The sequence below is a fragment of the Streptomyces thermovulgaris genome, assembly GCF_002155915.1.
In the GTDB taxonomy this organism is placed as follows: Bacteria; Actinomycetota; Actinomycetes; order Streptomycetales; family Streptomycetaceae; genus Streptomyces; species Streptomyces thermovulgaris.
Window position 1 is genome coordinate 1 of record NZ_MUME01000324.1, and the last position, 16,723, is coordinate 16,723.

16 protein-coding genes are annotated in these 16,723 nt (G+C 72.7%); 8 read left to right on the forward strand and 8 right to left on the reverse strand.

Going from position 1 to position 16,723, the window contains the following annotated elements; all coding sequences use genetic code 11:
• The first annotated feature begins 360 nt into the window (after positions 1-360).
• The 5 genes from CCN35_RS22510 (at position 361) to folE (ending at position 6,419) form a co-directional block, all read left to right on the forward strand.
• Positions 361-1,494, forward strand: coding sequence for a zinc-dependent metalloprotease (locus CCN35_RS22510; protein ID WP_079129688.1), 1,134 nt, complete (start codon positions 361-363; stop codon positions 1,492-1,494).
• Between the two features lie 267 nt (positions 1,495-1,761).
• Positions 1,762-2,793, forward strand: coding sequence for a tRNA lysidine(34) synthetase TilS (gene tilS, locus CCN35_RS22515; RefSeq protein ID WP_067393682.1), 1,032 nt, complete (start codon positions 1,762-1,764; stop codon positions 2,791-2,793).
• 112 nt (positions 2,794-2,905) lie between these two features.
• On the forward strand, positions 2,906-3,466 hold the full coding sequence (gene hpt, locus CCN35_RS22520) for a hypoxanthine phosphoribosyltransferase (protein ID WP_067393679.1): 561 nt from the start codon (positions 2,906-2,908) through the stop codon (positions 3,464-3,466).
• 186 nt (positions 3,467-3,652) lie between these two features.
• Positions 3,653-5,695: an ATP-dependent zinc metalloprotease FtsH gene (gene ftsH, locus CCN35_RS22525; RefSeq protein WP_067393676.1), complete on the forward strand. Its 2,043-nt coding sequence runs from the start codon at positions 3,653-3,655 to the stop codon at positions 5,693-5,695.
• A 118-nt stretch (positions 5,696-5,813) separates the two neighbouring features.
• A complete protein-coding gene (gene folE, locus CCN35_RS22530) occupies positions 5,814-6,419 on the forward strand; it encodes a GTP cyclohydrolase I FolE (protein ID WP_067393670.1) in 606 nt (201 codons plus the stop codon).
• Between the two features lie 87 nt (positions 6,420-6,506).
• Here the strand turns inward: folE and CCN35_RS22535 are convergent, their stop codons facing one another.
• The 5 genes from CCN35_RS22535 to folP form a co-directional block, all read right to left on the reverse strand.
• Entirely contained in the window at positions 6,507-6,995 is a 489-nt protein-coding gene (locus tag CCN35_RS22535) for a DUF3180 domain-containing protein (protein ID WP_067393664.1), read from the reverse strand.
• Positions 6,996-7,102: 107 nt separating this feature from the next.
• Positions 7,103-7,714 carry a 2-amino-4-hydroxy-6-hydroxymethyldihydropteridine diphosphokinase gene (gene folK / locus CCN35_RS22540; protein WP_067393660.1) on the reverse strand — a complete coding sequence of 204 codons (612 nt, stop codon included), beginning with the start codon at positions 7,712-7,714 and terminating at the stop codon, positions 7,103-7,105.
• On the reverse strand, positions 7,711-8,070 hold the full coding sequence (gene folB, locus CCN35_RS22545; protein ID WP_067393656.1) for a dihydroneopterin aldolase: 360 nt from the start codon (positions 8,068-8,070) through the stop codon (positions 7,711-7,713). Before folB ends, folK begins: the two co-directional genes overlap by 4 nt.
• A gap of 248 nt (positions 8,071-8,318) precedes the next feature.
• Entirely contained in the window at positions 8,319-8,840 is a 522-nt protein-coding gene (locus CCN35_RS22550; RefSeq protein ID WP_067393652.1) for a nuclear transport factor 2 family protein, read from the reverse strand.
• Positions 8,837-9,745, reverse strand: coding sequence for a dihydropteroate synthase (gene folP / locus CCN35_RS22555; RefSeq protein WP_067393650.1), 909 nt, complete (start codon positions 9,743-9,745; stop codon positions 8,837-8,839). Before folP ends, CCN35_RS22550 begins: the two co-directional genes overlap by 4 nt.
• 295 nt (positions 9,746-10,040) lie before the next feature.
• On the opposite strand from folP, the gene CCN35_RS22560 reads away from it, so the two are divergent.
• The gene (locus tag CCN35_RS22560) at positions 10,041-11,207 is read left to right on the forward strand and encodes a hypothetical protein (protein ID WP_086794098.1); all 1,167 of its coding nucleotides are present in this window, start codon (positions 10,041-10,043) and stop codon (positions 11,205-11,207) included.
• Between the two features lie 21 nt (positions 11,208-11,228).
• On the opposite strand, the gene CCN35_RS22565 is transcribed toward CCN35_RS22560, so the two are convergent.
• Together CCN35_RS22565 and CCN35_RS22570 are read right to left on the reverse strand one after the other, a co-directional pair.
• Positions 11,229-12,593 (reverse strand): PH domain-containing protein, encoded by a 1,365-nt coding sequence (locus CCN35_RS22565; protein ID WP_086794100.1) that lies wholly within the window; start codon positions 12,591-12,593, stop codon positions 11,229-11,231.
• A 5-nt stretch (positions 12,594-12,598) separates the two neighbouring features.
• A complete protein-coding gene (locus tag CCN35_RS22570) occupies positions 12,599-13,123 on the reverse strand; it encodes a PH domain-containing protein (protein ID WP_067393640.1) in 525 nt (174 codons plus the stop codon).
• Positions 13,124-13,154: 31 nt separating this feature from the next.
• Between CCN35_RS22570 and CCN35_RS22575 the strand changes: the two genes are divergently transcribed.
• Positions 13,155-14,306 (forward strand): NADH-quinone oxidoreductase subunit D, encoded by a 1,152-nt coding sequence (locus tag CCN35_RS22575; RefSeq protein WP_067393637.1) that lies wholly within the window; start codon positions 13,155-13,157, stop codon positions 14,304-14,306.
• Here the strand turns inward: CCN35_RS22575 and CCN35_RS22580 are convergent.
• Positions 14,271-15,347: an SAM-dependent methyltransferase gene (locus tag CCN35_RS22580; RefSeq protein ID WP_086794102.1), complete on the reverse strand. Its 1,077-nt coding sequence runs from the start codon at positions 15,345-15,347 to the stop codon at positions 14,271-14,273. The genes CCN35_RS22575 and CCN35_RS22580 overlap by 36 nt on opposite strands.
• A 127-nt stretch (positions 15,348-15,474) precedes the next feature.
• Here CCN35_RS22580 and CCN35_RS22585 point away from each other — a divergent pair, with 127 nt between their 5' ends.
• Positions 15,475-16,680 carry a sensor histidine kinase gene (locus CCN35_RS22585; RefSeq protein WP_067393632.1) on the forward strand — a complete coding sequence of 402 codons (1,206 nt, stop codon included), beginning with the start codon at positions 15,475-15,477 and terminating at the stop codon, positions 16,678-16,680.
• Positions 16,681-16,723: the final 43 nt, after the last annotated feature.

Genomic DNA, 16,723 nt, shown 5'->3' on the forward strand with positions numbered 1-16,723 from the left:
CCCAGTCGGCCCTGGACCGGGCGGTCGCCGCCCTGATCGGCTGATCCCGCCGCCGGCCCCGCCCCGCCGCCCCTCCCGGGGACCGAGCGGGACGGCGGGGCGGAACGGCGGGCGGGGGTTCCCGCCCGCTTGCGCCCGGCCCCGGGAGGGGCGAGCGGCCCCGGAAGGACGCGCGGCCGGAGAGGAGCCCAGGGGAGGACGGGCGCCCCGGAAGGACGGGTCCGGCCCGTGACGGTGAGCGACCGGGCGAGCGGTCCCGGTCGCCGCCCCCGCGGGAGACGCCGCCCCGGTCGCCCCCGGGCCGGCCTGCCGCACCTCGCCGTCCTGCCAGGAGTGGCGGGGCTCACGTACCGTTGACCCATGACGAGCATCGGTGGTGCCGCAACTCCCGGGATGGTCGACTGGAACCTCGCGGTCGCGACCGCGACCCGGCTCGTACGGCCGGGCCCCGAGGTGAGCCGGGACGAGGCCCGGGCCGTCGTCGCGGAGCTGCGCCGGCACGCCAAGGCCTCCGAGGGGCATGTCCGCGGCTTCACCCGCCTGAACACCGACGAGCTCCACGACACGCCCGTCCTCGTGGTCGACCGCCCCGGCTGGGTCCGGGCGAACGTCGCGGGCTTCCGGGAGATCCTCAAACCGCTTCTCAGCAAGATGCAGCAGCGCCGCAGCAACACCCCCGGCGGCGCGGTCCTCGGCGCCGTCGGCGGCAAGGTCACCGGCGTCGAGCTCGGGATACTGCTGTCCTTCCTCGCCTCCCGCGTCCTCGGCCAGTACGAGACCTTCGCCCCGGCCACCCACGACCTCCCCGCCGGGGAGAACGGCGGCGGCCGGCTGCTGCTCGTCGCGCCGAACGTCGTCCATGTCGAGCGGGAGCTCGACGTGGACCCCCACGACTTCCGTCTGTGGGTGTGCCTGCACGAGGAGACGCACCGCACGCAGTTCACCGCCGTGCCCTGGCTGCGCGACCACCTCGAGGGCGAGATCCAGGCCTTCCTGGCGGAGACCGACGTCGACCCCATGGCCTTCCTGGAGCGCATCCGCGACGCCGCCCAGTCGCTGGTCGCCGGCCGTCCGGAGGGCGAGGAGGACGAGGGCGGCCGTTCCCTGGTCGAGCTGGTGCAGACCCCGGCCCAGCGGGAGATCCTCGGCCGTCTCACCGCCGTGATGTCCCTCCTGGAGGGCCATGCCGACTATGTGATGGACGGGGTGGGCCCGGACGTGGTGCCGACCGTCGCGGAGATCCGCGAGAAGTTCCAGCAGCGCCGCGACAAGGGCGCCTCCCGGCTGGACATGGCCCTGCGCAAGCTGCTCGGCCTGGACGCCAAGCTGCGGCAGTACCGGGAGGGCGAGCGGTTCGTCCGCGTGGTCGTCGACCAGGTCGGCATGGACGGTTTCAACCGGGTGTGGACCTCCCCGAACACCCTCCCCACCAAGGCGGAGATCGCCGAACCGGCGGACTGGATCGCACGGGTGCACCGCAGGACCGAGCCATGACCGGACCGCACGACCGGACCGCACGACCGAACTGCGGGACCGGGCCGGGCCGAACCAGGAGCGAGCCATGACCACACCGGTGACCGCCGTCGCCGACCGGGTCCGGTCGACGGCAGGCGGACGCCCTTCCAATCACCCGTCCGAGGGACCGTGAGCGAGGGGCAAGCGTGCGATGCTCGGGGAAAGCCCCGTTTCTGTCACCATCTACACACTCTGAGTGACCGGTATCGGGATCATCCCCGAAGACTTTCGTGAAGGGAACCGGACATGGGTCCCCATCCTGCGGTCGCGGCGATACGCCTGGCGGTACGCCGCGTTCTCCACGACATCCTGAACGAGCAGAACCCGTCCCGCTCCGCGCCCCGGGCCCCGCACGAGCGCCCGCCCGCGCCGCTCGTGCTCGTGGCCTGCTCCGGCGGCGCCGACTCCATGGCGCTCGCCTCCGCCCTCGCCTTCGAGGCCCCCAAGCTCGGCATCCGGGCCGGCGGGATCACCGTCGACCACGGCCTGCAGGCCGGATCCGACCAGCGCGCCGCCGAGGTCGTCCAGCGGCTGCGCCGGCTCGGCCTGGACCCGGTCGAGTCCGTGGCCGTCACCGTGGGCCGCGCGGGCGGGCCGGAGGCCGCCGCCCGCGACGCCCGCTACGCCGCCCTCGACGCCGCCGTCGAGCGCCATGGCGCCCGTGCGGTCCTGCTCGGCCACACCCGGGACGACCAGGCCGAGACCGTGCTGCTCGGCCTCGCCCGCGGCTCCGGCATCCGCTCCCTGGCCGGGATGGCCGCGGTCTCGGGGGCCGGCGGCCGTTACCGCCGTCCCTTCCTGCACATCGACCGGCAGACCGCCCGTACGGCCTGCATGGTCCAGTCCCTGCCCGTCTGGGACGACCCGCACAACGCCGATCCCGCCTACACCCGCTCCCGGCTGCGCCACGAGGGGCTGCCGGCCCTGGAGAAGGCGCTCGGCAAGGGCGTCGTCGAGGCCCTTGCCCGCACCGCCCGGCTCTCCCGCGACGACGCCGACGCCCTCGACGCCTGGGCCAGCCAGGCCGAGGCCACCGTCCGCGACGAGGCCGGCCGGCTGGAGTGCGCCAAGCTCCACGAGCTGCCCCCCGCGGTGCGCCGCCGCATCCTGCGCCGGGCCGCCATCGACGCCGGAGCCCCGGCCGGCTCCCTGTTCGCCCGGCACATCGAGGAAGTCGACCGGTTGATCACCGGTTGGCGCGGTCAGGGGGCCATCAACCTCCCCGGCCGGGTCGTCGCCCAGCGGCAGGGTGGCAGACTGGTGATTCGGCAAGGCTGAATCCTTCCCTCAGGAGGGGAGAGGGCCGGTCTCCCCCTCCGGGGAGGCCGCGCGACCGGCCGCCCCCACCGGGGCGGGCCGGAACAGCCGGTGGGACGACCGACCGAAAGTGATGCGCGTGGACGCGAAAGACATGGGTGCCGACCTCAAGCAGGTACTCATCACCAAGGAAGAGATCGACGCGAGGCTGGCCGAACTGGCCGAGAAGATCGACGCGGAGTACGAGGGCAAGGACCTGCTGATCGTCGGCGTCCTCAAGGGTGCGGTCATGGTCATGGCGGACCTGGCCCGGGCGCTGTCCACCCCGGTCACCATGGACTGGATGGCGGTGTCCTCCTACGGGGCGGGCACCCAGTCCTCCGGCGTCGTGCGGATCCTCAAGGACCTCGACACCGACATCAAGGGCAAGCACGTCCTGGTCGTCGAGGACATCATCGACTCCGGGCTGACCCTGTCCTGGCTGATCTCCAACCTCGGCTCCCGCGAGCCCGCCTCCCTGAAGGTGTGCACGCTGCTGCGCAAGCCGGAGGCCGCGAAGGTCGACATCGACGTGGAGTGGGTCGGCTTCGACATCCCCAACGAGTTCGTCGTCGGCTACGGCCTGGACTACGCCGAGAAGTACCGGAATCTTCCGTTCGTCGGTACGCTCGCCCCCCACGTCTACGGCGGCTGAACCCCGAAGGGCTCATGCGCCGTACGTTGATCGGGAACCCCGGCGGTTCCGGAGCCGTTGGAGCGTGCAGACGGGAACGCCAGTCCTCCTGTGCCGCTTCGGGCGACAATGCTGGGGTACCGTCGGAAGAACTGTCTTATCAAACTCACTATGGCAGGAGGGACGGGGCGGCACAGCTCCGTATGGATGGACGTGAAGCGATACTTCCGTGGGCCGGTCATGTGGATCGTGCTGGCCGTCCTTGCCGTGGTCGTGTTGATGAACGTCGTCGGCGAGTCCGGCGGCTACAAGACGGTGGACACGGGCCAGGTCGTCGCCGCGATCAATGACAACAAGGTCCAGCAGGCCAAGCTGACCACCGGTGACGAGCAGACCATCAAGGTCGAGCTCAAGGAAGGTCACAAGATCGAGGGCAGCTCGAAGATCCAGGCGAGCTACATCGGCGACCAGGGCGTGACCATCGCCAACACGCTGCAGGCCAAGTACCAGGACAAGCAGATCCCGAAGGGCTACACGGTCTCGCCGACCAAGCAGAACGCGTTCGTCGGCATCCTGCTCTCCCTTCTGCCTTTCGTCCTCATCGTCGTCGTCTTCCTGTTCCTGATGAATCAGATGCAGGGCGGCGGCTCCCGGGTGATGAACTTCGGCAAGTCCAAGGCCAAGCTCATCACCAAGGACACCCCGAAGACGACGTTCGCGGACGTCGCCGGCGCGGACGAGGCCGTCGAGGAGCTCCAGGAGATCAAGGAGTTCCTGCAGGAGCCGGCCAAGTTCCAGGCCGTCGGTGCGAAGATCCCCAAGGGTGTGCTGCTCTACGGCCCGCCCGGAACCGGCAAGACCCTGCTCGCGCGTGCCGTCGCGGGCGAGGCCGGTGTGCCCTTCTACTCGATCTCCGGTTCCGACTTCGTCGAGATGTTCGTCGGTGTCGGTGCCTCCCGGGTCCGTGACCTGTTCGAGCAGGCCAAGGCGAACGCGCCGGCCATCGTCTTCGTCGACGAGATCGACGCGGTCGGCCGCCACCGCGGTGCCGGCCTCGGCGGCGGTCACGACGAGCGCGAGCAGACGCTGAACCAGCTGCTCGTCGAGATGGACGGGTTCGATGTCAAGGGCGGTGTGATCCTCATCGCCGCGACCAACCGCCCCGACATCCTCGACCCGGCGCTGCTGCGTCCGGGCCGTTTCGACCGGCAGATCGCCGTCGACCGCCCCGACATGCAGGGCCGTCTGGAGATCCTCAAGGTCCACCAGAAGGGCAAGCCGGTCGCGCCCGACGTCGACCTGGCCGCCGTCGCCCGCCGCACCCCCGGCTTCACCGGTGCCGATCTGTCCAATGTGCTGAACGAGGCCGCGCTGCTCACGGCCCGCAGCAACAAGAAGCTGATCGACAACCAGATGCTGGACGAGGCGATCGACCGGGTGGTCGCCGGCCCGCAGAAGCGGACCCGGATCATGTCGGACAAGGAGAAGAAGATCACCGCGTACCACGAGGGCGGTCACGCCCTGGTCGCGGCGGCTCTGCCGAACTCCGACCCGGTCCACAAGATCACGATCCTGTCCCGCGGCCGTGCCCTCGGCTACACGATGGTGCTGCCGGAGGAGGACAAGTACTCGACCACGCGCAACGAGATGCTGGACCAGCTGGCCTACATGCTGGGCGGCCGCGCGGCCGAGGAACTGGTCTTCCACGACCCGACCACGGGCGCGGCGAACGACATCGAGAAGGCCACCGCCACGGCCCGCGCGATGGTGATGCAGTACGGCATGACCGAGCGCCTGGGCGCGATCAAGTTCGGCGGGGACAACACCGAGCCGTTCCTCGGACGTGAGATGGCTCACCAGCGCGACTACTCGGAGGAGGTCGCCGCGCTGGTGGACGAGGAAGTCAAGAAGCTCATCGAGAACGCGCACAACGAGGCCTGGGAGATCCTGGTCGAGAACCGCGACGTCCTCGACAACCTCGTTCTGGCCCTGCTGGAGAAGGAGACCCTGGGCAAGGAGGAGATCGCCGAGATCTTCGCCCCCGTCGTCAAGCGCCCGCCGCGGCCCGCCTGGACCGGCTCCTCCCGCCGTACGCCGTCGACCCGCCCGCCGGTGCTCTCCCCGAAGGAGCTCGCACTGACCAACGGGGCGAACGGCGCGACGCCGACCATCAGCACGGTCAAGAAGTCCACGACCACCGAGCCCGCCCCGGCCACGGAGCAGGCCGCGGAGGACCGTTCGGACAGCTGACGGATCCGCCGCCGGGTTGTAACGGACCCGGAATGTCCGCCGCGTCCCCCAGGTTCTAGCCTGGGGGCGCGGCATTTCGTATATGCGCAGATCAGACACACCAGGAACGAGGCTTCATATGACCGACCCCGTGACGCTGGACGGCGAAGGGACCATCGGCGAGTTCGACGAGAAGCGCGCCGAGAACGCCGTGCGCGAACTCCTCATCGCGGTCGGCGAGGACCCGGACCGCGAGGGGCTGCGGGAGACACCGGCGCGCGTGGCCCGGGCGTACAAGGAGATATTCGCGGGGCTGTGGCAGAAGCCCGAGGACGTCCTGACGACGACGTTCGACCTGGGGCACGACGAGATGGTCCTGGTGAAGGACATCGAGGTCCTGAGTTCCTGCGAGCATCACCTCGTGCCCTTTGTCGGGGTCGCCCATGTGGGCTACATCCCCTCGGTCGACGGAAAGATCACGGGGCTTTCGAAGCTGGCCCGGCTCGTGGACGTCTACGCCCGGCGCCCCCAGGTGCAGGAGCGGCTCACCACGCAGATCGCCGACTCCCTGATGAAGATCCTGGAGCCGCGCGGCGTGATCGTCGTCGTCGAGTGCGAGCACATGTGCATGACGATGCGCGGGGTGCGGAAGCCCGGTGCGAAGACCATCACCTCGGCGGTGCGGGGACAGCTGCGGGACCCGGCCACCCGCAACGAGGCGATGAGCCTGATCATGGCGCGCTGAGCCGCACGCCGAGCCGAGAGGCGGTGACACCCTTCCGGGGCTGTCCCGGGGAGGCCCGCGAAGGCTGCCCCGGCGGCCGGGAGGCCGTCATGCCACCGGTTCGGCTCCGGAAGGGGTGCGGTCGTCGTCGTCCGGGAGCCTGCAGACCCGCTCCAGGAACAGGGCGGCCGCTATGACCGCGATGCCGGCGACGACGGAGAAGCCGGCGTAGACGGCCTGGTCGCGCCGGGCCGGGATGTCGAGGAGCTCCAGCAGGACGACGCAGGTGCCGCCGTACATGCCGGCGACCAGGGCGGCGACCAGGGCGCTGGCCTGGCCGAAGACGACCGCGCGGGCGGCCATCAGGGGGTCGACGCCCTTGGCGTCGGGACGGCGCTCGCGCTGGGCCTTCAGCCGGGAGCGCAGGGAGAGCGCCGTGGCCAGCAGGACCGTGGCGATCAGAGCGAGGACGATGGGGGCGGCCAGGGGAACGCTGGGGAGCGTCCCCACCGAGTTCCACAGCCGGGCGGCCGCCCAGGACAGCACTCCGGCGACGACGAACACGCCGGCCAGCACCCTGATGCGCAGCTCTCTCACGATGTCCTTTCAGCTCCCCCGGACTGTGGTCGGTCGCCTGCCGTGCGCGGACGGTGTGCCGCCCGGACGTGCGGATCCCGTCCGGTGCGTCGTTCCGACCTTAACGATTACTCGGGCAGCCGGAGTTCCAGGTCCTCCCGCGGTTCGACCCCTTCGCGGGTGACCGCGGTCAGCAGGTCGGCCACCGGACCCCGGCCGGGAAGCTGGGCCTGCGGGTCCACATCGTGCCACGGGGCGAGGACGAAGGCGCGCTCATGGGCCCGGGGGTGGGGGAGCGTGAGATGCGGGTCGTCGCAGACGGTGTCGGCGTAGGAGACGATGTCGACGTCGAGGGTGCGCGGCCCCCAGCGTTCGGTGCGGACCCGGTGGAACGCCTCCTCGATGGCCTGGGCGCGCTCCAGGAGGGAGGACGGCGGCAGGGTCGTCTTCAGGACCACCACCGCGTTGAAGTACGACGGCTGGGTGCCGGGCTCGACGCCCCAGGGCTCCGTCTCGTAGACCGGTGAGACGGCCTTGACGCGGACGCCGGGGGTGTCCTCCAGGGCGTCCACGGCCCCCTGGAGGGTCTCCAGGCGGTTGCCGAGGTTGGAGCCGAGCGAGATCACGGCCCGCCGGGGGTTCTGCAGGGTGCTGTCGGCGGCGTCGACTCTCTCGACGACGGAGGCGGGCACCGGCTGGACGGTCGGGTCGCCGTGCCCCTGGGTGAACGGTGCGGTCATGTTCGGCTCCGGGTGATGGTGACGGTCACGTCGTCGAAGGGGACCTGGATCGGTGCGTCCGGCTTGTGCACGCAGACCTCCACCTCCTGCACCCCCTCGTGCTTCAGACAGACCTGGGCGATGCGCTCGGCGAGCGTCTCGATGAGGTTCACCGGCTCGCCCTCCACCACGGCCACGACCTCCTCGGCCAGGACGCCGTAGTGCACGGTCTTCGCCAGATCGTCGTCGGCCGCGGCCGGCCGGGTGTCCAGGCCCAGGACGACGTCCACGAGGAAGGTCTGGCCCTTCTCGCGCTCTTCGGGGAACACCCCGTGGTGTCCGCGGGCCCTCAGGCCGCGCAGCGCGACACGATCCACGCGAATCACTCCTGCAGTCGTCGGTGGCGACCGGCTCCTGCCGCGGGCGGGCGGCCCCCGGTCCCGGACGAATCTACCCGCGGGGACCGACGGCGCCGGGCCGCGGACGGGCCGGGCGAGCCGGATCCGGGAGGTCTTCTCGTGCGTTTTCCCCGGCGACCGGGCCGCTCACCAGGAAGGAACCGGCCCTTTTCCGGAATCAGTTATTCCGGTCACGTTCCGGGGCCGCGCGGCGGGCGGGCGTCCGCTCAGGCGGATGCGTCGTCGTCCGTGTCTCCCCCGCCCGCGCCGTCGCCGGTGTTCCCGGCCAGCACCGGGGAGGCGTGGTGGGACCAGAGCTTCCAGCCGGCAGGAGTGCGCCGGAAGACATTGGTGGCGACGACGATCTGTCCGACCAGAGGGCCGGGCTCGTCGCCGCCGGCGGGGGCGGGACCGCCGCTGAGGATGTTCTCGGTGCAGGTCACCAGGGCGGTGTCGCCGGTGACCGAGATGCGGACGTCGGTGAGGAAGAACTGGATGTAGTCGGTGTTGGCCAGGATCAGCGCGAAGGAGCGCAGGACCTCGCCGCGCCCGGTGAGCACGGGCCAGCCGGGGTGCACACAGGAGACGACACCGGTGCCGGCCGGGTCGTGGTACCTGCTGTCGACGCCCAGGTCGTCGGGGGAGAGCCAGAGCGCGGACAGCTCGTCGAAGTCGCCCCGCTCCAGGGCCTCGTAGAAGGCGGTGTTGGCGGCCTCCACTTCCTCGACGTCGGTGGGGGAGGCGCTCACCGGGTTCCCTCGGGGCAGTGCGGGCCCGGCGTGCGCTCGTCGGCGGTGCGCCGCTGCGCCACCGCGTGGGCCACCCGCACCGCGTCCGCCGTCGCACGGACCTCGTGCACCCGTACGGCCCAGGCGCCGGCGTGCGCGGCGAGCGCGGAGACGGCGGCGGTGGCGGCGTCGCGCTCGCGCGCGGGCGGCGGCGTGCCGTCGGGACCGGCCAGCACCCGGCCGAGGAACCGCTTGCGGGAGGCGGCGACGAGGACCGGATGGCCCAGGCCCTGCAGACGGTCGAGGTGGGCCAGCAGCGTCAGGTCGTGCTCGCTCTCCTTGGAGAAGCCGAGACCGGGGTCGACGACGATGCGGTCGGCGGCGACGCCGGCCTCCAGGACGGCCTCCACACGTGCGCGCAGCTCGTCGACGACCTCGGTGACGACGTCGTCGTACACCCCGCGGACGGTGTCGCCCCGCAGGAAGCCGCGCCAGTGCATCACGACGAACGGGACGCCCGCGTCCGCGACCATCGGGACCATCGCGGGGTCGGCGAGGCCGCCGCTGACGTCGTTGACGAGGACGGCTCCCGCCGCGAGCGCCTGCTCGGCGACGCTGGCGCGCATGGTGTCCACGGAGATCGTGACGCCCTCGGAGGCGAGACCGCGGACGACGGGGATGACACGCCGCAGCTCCTCGGCCTCGTCCACGCGGGTGGCACCGGGACGGGTGGACTCGCCGCCCACGTCGACCAGGTCCGCGCCCTGGGCGACGAGGTCCAGGCCGTGCTTGACGGCGGTGCTCGTGTCGAACCAGCGGCCGCCGTCGGAGAAGGAGTCGGGGGTCACGTTCACGACCCCCATGACCGCGCATCGGTCCCATGCCGGAAGGCCCGCCACACGGCCGCGCCCGCTGTGCTTGCTCATGCCTTCAGCGTAGGCCCCGTGCCCGGCCGCACCACCCGCGACCCGGGTGACGCCCTTCCGCCGGTCCCGGGGCCCGCCCGGCAGCTTTTGCGAGGGGCGCCGGACAGGTCTCGCACGGAGCGCCGGGCAGGTCCCGCAGGGGAGTGGACGCCCGTCCTCGCGGACCCTTGGACGACCGTGCCGGAGCAAGGGCGGAAAGGGCCGGAACTCCCTTGGGGGCACGAAGGTTTCGGTCCGGTCGCCTTTTTGCCGGGCGGCCTGCCGCGGTTGTTTTGTGCGCGGTAAGTTTCTGGCCATGCCACGTGGACGTCACCGCCATTCCCCGCCCTTGCACAGGCTTCTGCCTCCTTCGGCGATCGCCGGCGTCTCGCTCGTCTGCGCCCTGACGCCCTGGGTGGTCACGGACGCGACCGTGCTGCGGACGCTCGCCGCGATCGCCGCGGCGACGGCGGTCACCGGGGCGGTCGTCATGCGCCGCTGGGACCTGCAGGCCGGCCGGCAGGTGGCCGACCTCACGCGGGCGCGTGCGAGCGACGAGTGGCGCTTCGAGGAGCGCATCGCCGAACTCGAGATGGAACTCGAGGAGGCGCGCGAGCTGCGCGGCCGGCTGGAGCAGAAACTGCGGTCCCGGCGTGCGGAGCTGACGGGGCTGCGCAACGAGCACGCGGCACTGCTGCGGCGGTACGCCACGGCGGAGACCGAGCGCGCCAGCGCGCTGGAGGGCCGCCGTCTGCTGGAGATCGAGGCCGCCCCTGAAGTCCCCGCACTGCCCGCCGCGCAGGCGGCCGGCCCGAAGGACGAGCGGGGGACCGGGGACTTCGCCCTGTTCTCCCCGGAGGGCGCCGAGCTGTTCCTGCGGGCCCGGGCGGCGCTGGCGCGGCTCGGCAGCACGGGCGACGCGAAGGACACGGAGGACGCGGCGGACACGGGCGCCCCGGAGGCGGCCGAGGCCGAGGCCACGGTCCACGAGGCCGCGCCGGAGACCGCCGGCGGTGTCGCGCAGGGCCCCGCGGGGGAGGGCGGCCCCGAGGGGCGGCCCGGGACGGCCGGCACGCACGCACCCCTGCCCGCCGCCACGGCCGGAGAGACCCCGGCGGCCCCCGCGGCCGACCCGGCACGGCCGGCCCGGTCCGTGCCGCAGCGGCCCCCCGGGCACTTCACCGTGCCGACCGCGGCGGCCGTCGTACCGCCCGCGCCCGCGCGGCGTCCGGCGGTCGAGGGCGGATTCGACTTCTTCGGCACGAAGAGCAGCAGGAAGGGCCGGAAGGGGACGCCGTCCGCCGGCCTGGACGCCGTCCGGAACGAGGACCCGGCCGACCCGGCCGGACAGGAGGCCCTCACCCTCCACAAGGCGGAGGCCGAGTCCCAGTACAAGCCGGCCATGAGCCGGGTCGTCGACCTGACGGCCCACGACGAGACGGAGTCGATCGAGATGCCGGGGCTGCGCACCGCGGCCTCCTGACCCCGGGTCCTCCAGCGGTCCCTAGGTCATCCAGCGGTCCGGGCGCGCGGTCCGGCGCCCGGTGCGGGACCGTTCCGCCTGGGCCCGCAGCAGCCGTGCCGCCTCCTCGGCGTCCCGCAGACGGGCCGTCACGGTCCTGTTGGCGCCGGTGTCCACATGGACGTCGGCGACGCCCCGTGCGCGTTCCCACGGCCCCTGGGTCAGCCGTACGCTCTGCACCTTGGCGTGGGGCACCAGCGCGAGGCGGCGGCACAGAAGCCCGTGCCGCGTGGCGAACACCGTGCCGGTCACGGCGATCCCGTGCCCGCGCCACCACACCGGCAGACACCAGCGGGCACGCCGCGGCGGACGCGCCAGGGAGGTCTGCGGCGGCACCGCCGTTCCCGGCAGCACCCGTGCGACGACCGACTCGGCGACCTCGCGCGGGGCGACCGGCAGCAGCACGGAGTCGGACGACCCGGCCACGTCCAGCTCCACCCGGACCCAGTCGCGCCGCCGCCACAGCAGCGGCTCCACGAACCGTACGGTCTGCACCCGTCCGGGCGGCACCGTCTCATGGCTGCGGTCCAGCAGCCCCCGGTCGATCCGCAGCCCGTCGGGCGACTCGCTCACCGTCCAGTCGTAGGAGGCGACGAAGCGGCCCGCGCTGCTGGTCACGGCCCCGCCGAGCAGCGGCACCGCGGTCCCCAGCACCGTCCACGGGTTGTGGGTGACCGACCACAGCAGCGGCGGCACGACGGCGGCGGCGAGCAGGGATCCCCAGGTCGCGCCGCTCAGCAGCAGCGAGACGACGATCATGCGCGCGGGGACGCGCACGAGCTCCCGCGCGGGGGCCTCGCCCACCTCGTGCGCCGACTCGGGTGCGAACCCGGCCGCCCGCGCCAGCAGCTCGGCGCGCAGCGCCCGGGCCTCCTCCTCGCCGAGGAAGGCCAGTTCGTCCTTCTCGTCCGTTCCTATGACGTCGAGCCTGAGCTTGGCCACGCCCGCGATGCGGGCGAGCAGCGGCCGGGTGACGTCGATGGCCTGGATCCGCTCCAGCCTGATGTGCGCGGTGCGCCGGAACACCAGGCCGGTGCGGATGCGCAGTTCGGTGTCGGTCACCGCGAAGCGCGTGAACCACCAGGACAGAAAGCCGTAGAGGGCGGCCGCGCACAGGAGCACCGCGGCCCCGGTCAGCAGGGTGGTCGTGGTCAGCCGGGTGAGCTGCCGCTGCGCCCGGTCGGGATCGTGCACGGCCCAGCCCGCGAGCACGGCGAGCGGCGCCCACGCCCGTCTGAACGGGGTCACGGGGTGCAGCCGCCGCTCGATCACGGGCCGTTCGCCGCGGACGGCCCTCCCGTCCTTCTCGTCCGCCACCGCTTCGTTCCCCACCGCTTCGTCCCCCATCGCCGTCACAGCCCCGCCGACCGGGCTTCACCGAGCTCGGTGAGCCGGTCGCGCAGCCGCTCCGCCTCGGCCGGGTCGAGGCCGGGGATGGTCGCGTCGGTCGCGGCGGCGGCCGTGTGCAGCTGCACGGTGGCCAGCCCGAAGCGCCGCTCGACCGGTCCGGAGGTGACCTCGACCAGCTGCATCCGCCCGTACGGCACGACGGTCTCCTCGCGCCACAGCACCCCCCGGCTGATCAGCAGGTCGTCGGCGCGCTCGGCGTACCGCCAGGAGCGCCAGTTGCGCTCCAGCAGGACCCAGCCCCACACCATCAGCGCCAGCGGCAGCAGCGCGAACGCCGACCAGACGGGACCGATCAGCAGTCCCGGCAGCAGTCCCGCGGCCAGGGTGAGCAGCCCCAGCCACACCACCAGCAGCAGCCGTCGCAGCCGCAGCAGGCCGCGCGGCAGCGGGATCCACACCGGTTCGTCCCCGTCCGCCCGTTTCCCGTCCCCGCCGGCCGGCCTTTCGTCCACGCTCCCCGTCTCCATGGGGCAAGCGTACGTAGGGGAGACTGGGTCCATGACTCCTACGACCCAGACCACGGTCGGGATCGGCGGCGCCGCGGAGAGCACCGACATGGTGCTCAACATCGGCCCCCAGCATCCGTCCACGCATGGAGTGCTGCGGCTGAGGCTGGTGCTGGACGGCGAGCGCATCGTGAGCGCGGAGCCGGTGGTCGGCTACATGCACCGCGGCGCGGAGAAGCTGTTCGAGGCGCGGGACTACCGCCAGATCATCATGCTGGCCAACCGCCATGACTGGCTGTCGGCCTTCTCCAACGAGCTGGGGGTGGTCCTGGCCGTGGAGCGGATGCTCGGCATGGAGGTCCCCCCGCGCGCGGTGTGGACACGCACCCTCCTCGCGGAACTCAACCGGGTGCTCAACCACCTGATGTTCCTCGGCTCCTATCCGCTGGAGCTGGGCGGCATCACCCCGGTCTTCCACGCCTTCCGGGAGCGCGAGGTCCTCCAGCACGTCATGGAGGAGGTCTCCGGCGGCCGGATGCACTACATGTTCAACCGGGTCGGCGGACTGAAGGAGGACCTGCCGGCCGGCTGGACCACGCGCGCGCGTGCCGCGGTCGCCGAGGTGCGCTCCCGCATGGACGTCTACGACGACCTGGTGCTCGGCAACGAGATCTTCCGGGGCCGCACCCGGGGCGTGGGCGTCCTCTCGCCGCAGGCCGTGCACGCCTACGGGGTGAGCGGGCCGGTCGCACGGGCCTCGGGCGTCGACTTCGACCTGCGCCGCGACGAGCCGTACCTGGCCTACGGGGAGCTGCAGGACACCCTGAGGGTCGTCACCCGGCAGGAGGGCGACTGCCTGGCCCGCTTCGAGTGCCTGCTGGAGCAGACCCACAACGCGCTCGACCTCGCCGACGCCTGTCTGGACCGGCTGGCCGAGCTGGAGCCGGGCCCGATCAACCAGCGGCTGCCGAAGGTGCTGAGGGCACCCGAGGGGCACACGTACGCATGGACCGAGAACCCGCTCGGCATCAACGGCTACTACCTGGTCAGCAAGGGCGAGAAGACCCCGTACCGGCTGAAGCTGCGCTCGGCCTCGTACAACAACATCCAGGTGCTCACCGAGCTGCTGCCGGGCACGCTGGTGGCGGACATGGTGGCGATCCTGGGGTCAGTGTTCTTCGTGGTCGGGGACATCGACAAATAGGGCCGGCAGGGCCGCCGGCCCGGACAGCCCGACCGGCTGCACCAGCCAGCCGAAGTCGCCGAGCCCGCCGGCCGCGGTGAGCTCGGCCGCCTCCCCGGCGCGCGCCAGGGCACGCACGTACTCCCCGGGGTGCGTGGAGGCGAGCGACAGCGGAGGGCGGGCGCCGCTGACGCCCAGGGCACGCAGGGCGTCGCGCTGGGTGAGCAGCCGGGCCCCCGCGGGGCCGTGCGCGGCGCACGCGTCCAGCGCCACATGGGCCGTGATGTCGCACGACCCGTCCGGCACCGGTGCCGTCTCCCGCCCCTCCCGGAAGCCGGTGAGCGTGCCGAAGGGCGGCCGGGAGGCCGCCGAGTGCGCATAGTCGACGGCGACCGCCAGCCCCCGCTCCACACGGGCGACCGCGGCGGCCCAGGCGGTGTCCCGGGGCAGTCCGATCTCCGCGCGCAGCCCCGGCTCGGCCGGCAGCGGCCACCAGCGCGCCAGCCAGCGCTCCTCCGCCGGCGAGAGCGGTTCCCCGAGCCGTTCGGTGCCGTCCCGCCGGACGAGGACGCGCCGGGGCACGCCCGCACCGTCCACCTCCGCGACGTCCACCGGCACGTTGTCCAGCCACTCGTTGGCGAACAGCAGCCCCGCGATCCTCCGCGGAGGCTCGGACCGCCATGCGATCCGCTCGTCGAGACCGCCGGGCCGGCCGGTGATCTCGACGGCGTGCACCCGGGCGCGCGCGGCCACCTCCGGGGGCAGCGCGGCGAGCACCCCGCCGGCCAGCTCGCCCCGCCCGGCCGCCATGTCCACGAAGTCCAGCGCCACCGGGCGGCCCAGCGCCTCGTCGACCAGGCACAGCAGCCGTGCCACGGCCCGGGCGAACAGCGGCGAGGCGTGCACGGACGTACGGAAGTGCCCGGCCGGCCCCTCCGGCCGCCGGTAGAAGCCGTCCGGCCCGTACAGGGCCTCCTCGGCCGCCGCCCGCCAGCCGCGCCACTCCCGCGCCGGACCGTCCGCCGGGCCGTCCTTTGCGGCGTTCACGGTGCGTTCCTCCATGCTGCCCACCCGGCCAGACTAGGCGCGCGGGCAGGCGCGGCATCCACCTTGGGGAGTACGGGAGCCGTGTGCGGATCGGTCCTCCGGTTGACTCCTGCGACCATCACGCTTTCCTACGCTGGGTGACGTGCAGCGCCTCTACGACTTCTTCCGCCGGCACCCGATGTGGGTCGACAGCTTCTGGGCGCTCGTTCTGCTCGGGATGTCCGGCGTGAACGCGGTGAACGTCAGCGGGGCGCCGGACCACCACGGATCGCTCGGCGAGCTGCTGGCCGTCTCCCTGGTGCTGAGCGCGGTCGTCGCACTGCGCCGCCGGATGCCCGAGAAGATGCTGGTGCTGGCGGCGGCGACCGGTGTGGCGCAGCTGGTCCTGGACATCGAGACGACGGCGGCCGACTTCGCCATGCTGGTGATCATCTACACCGTCGCCGCGAACGGTGCCCGCTGGGCCTCCCGGTTCGCCCTGGCCGGCGGGCTGTGCGCGGCGACCGTCGCGCAGATCCGCTGGCCGGAGCCCGATGTGCCCCCGCTGACCAATGTGGCCATGGCGGTCTTCCTGACGGTGCCGTTCGCGCTCGCCTGGGTGCTCGGCGACTCCATGCGCACCCGCCGCGCCTACTTCGCGCAGCTGGAGGAGCGCGCCGCCCGTCTGGAGAAGGAGCGCGAGGCGCAGGCCAAGATGGCGGTCGCCGCCGAGCGCGCCCGGATCGCGCGCGAGCTGCACGACGTGGTCGCGCACAACGTGTCGGTGATGGTGGTGCAGGCCGACGGCGCCGCCTATGTGCTCGACACCGCGCCCGACCAGGCGAAAAAGGCCCTGGAGACCATCTCCTCCACCGGCCGCCAGGCCCTCGCCGAGATGCGCCGCCTGCTGGGCGTGCTGCGCACCGGCGAGCACCAGGAGAGCGGCGAGTACGTGCCGCAGCCCGGCGCCGACCAGATCGCGGAGCTGGTCGAGCAGTGCCGGGAGTCCGGACTGCCCGTGGACTTCAAGATCGAGGGCAGCCCGCGCCCGCTGCCCCGGGGGGTCGAGCTCACCGCGTACCGCATCGTGCAGGAGGCCCTGACCAACACCCGCAAGCACGGCGGACCGGACGTCAGCGCGAGTGTGCGCCTGGTCTACTTCGACGACGGCCTCGGCCTGCTCGTCGAGGACGACGGCAAGGGTGCCCCGCAGGAGCTCCACAAGGACGGCGGCGCCGACGGCCAGGGCCACGGCCTGATCGGCATGCGCGAGCGCGTCGGCATGGTCGGCGGCACCCTGGACGCGGGCCCGCGCCCCGGGGGAGGCTTCCGCATCAGCGCCCTGCTGCCGCTCAAGCCGACGCAGTGACATGACCGCGCGCCGCACGCCCCCGCCGTCCCCCGCACCGCCC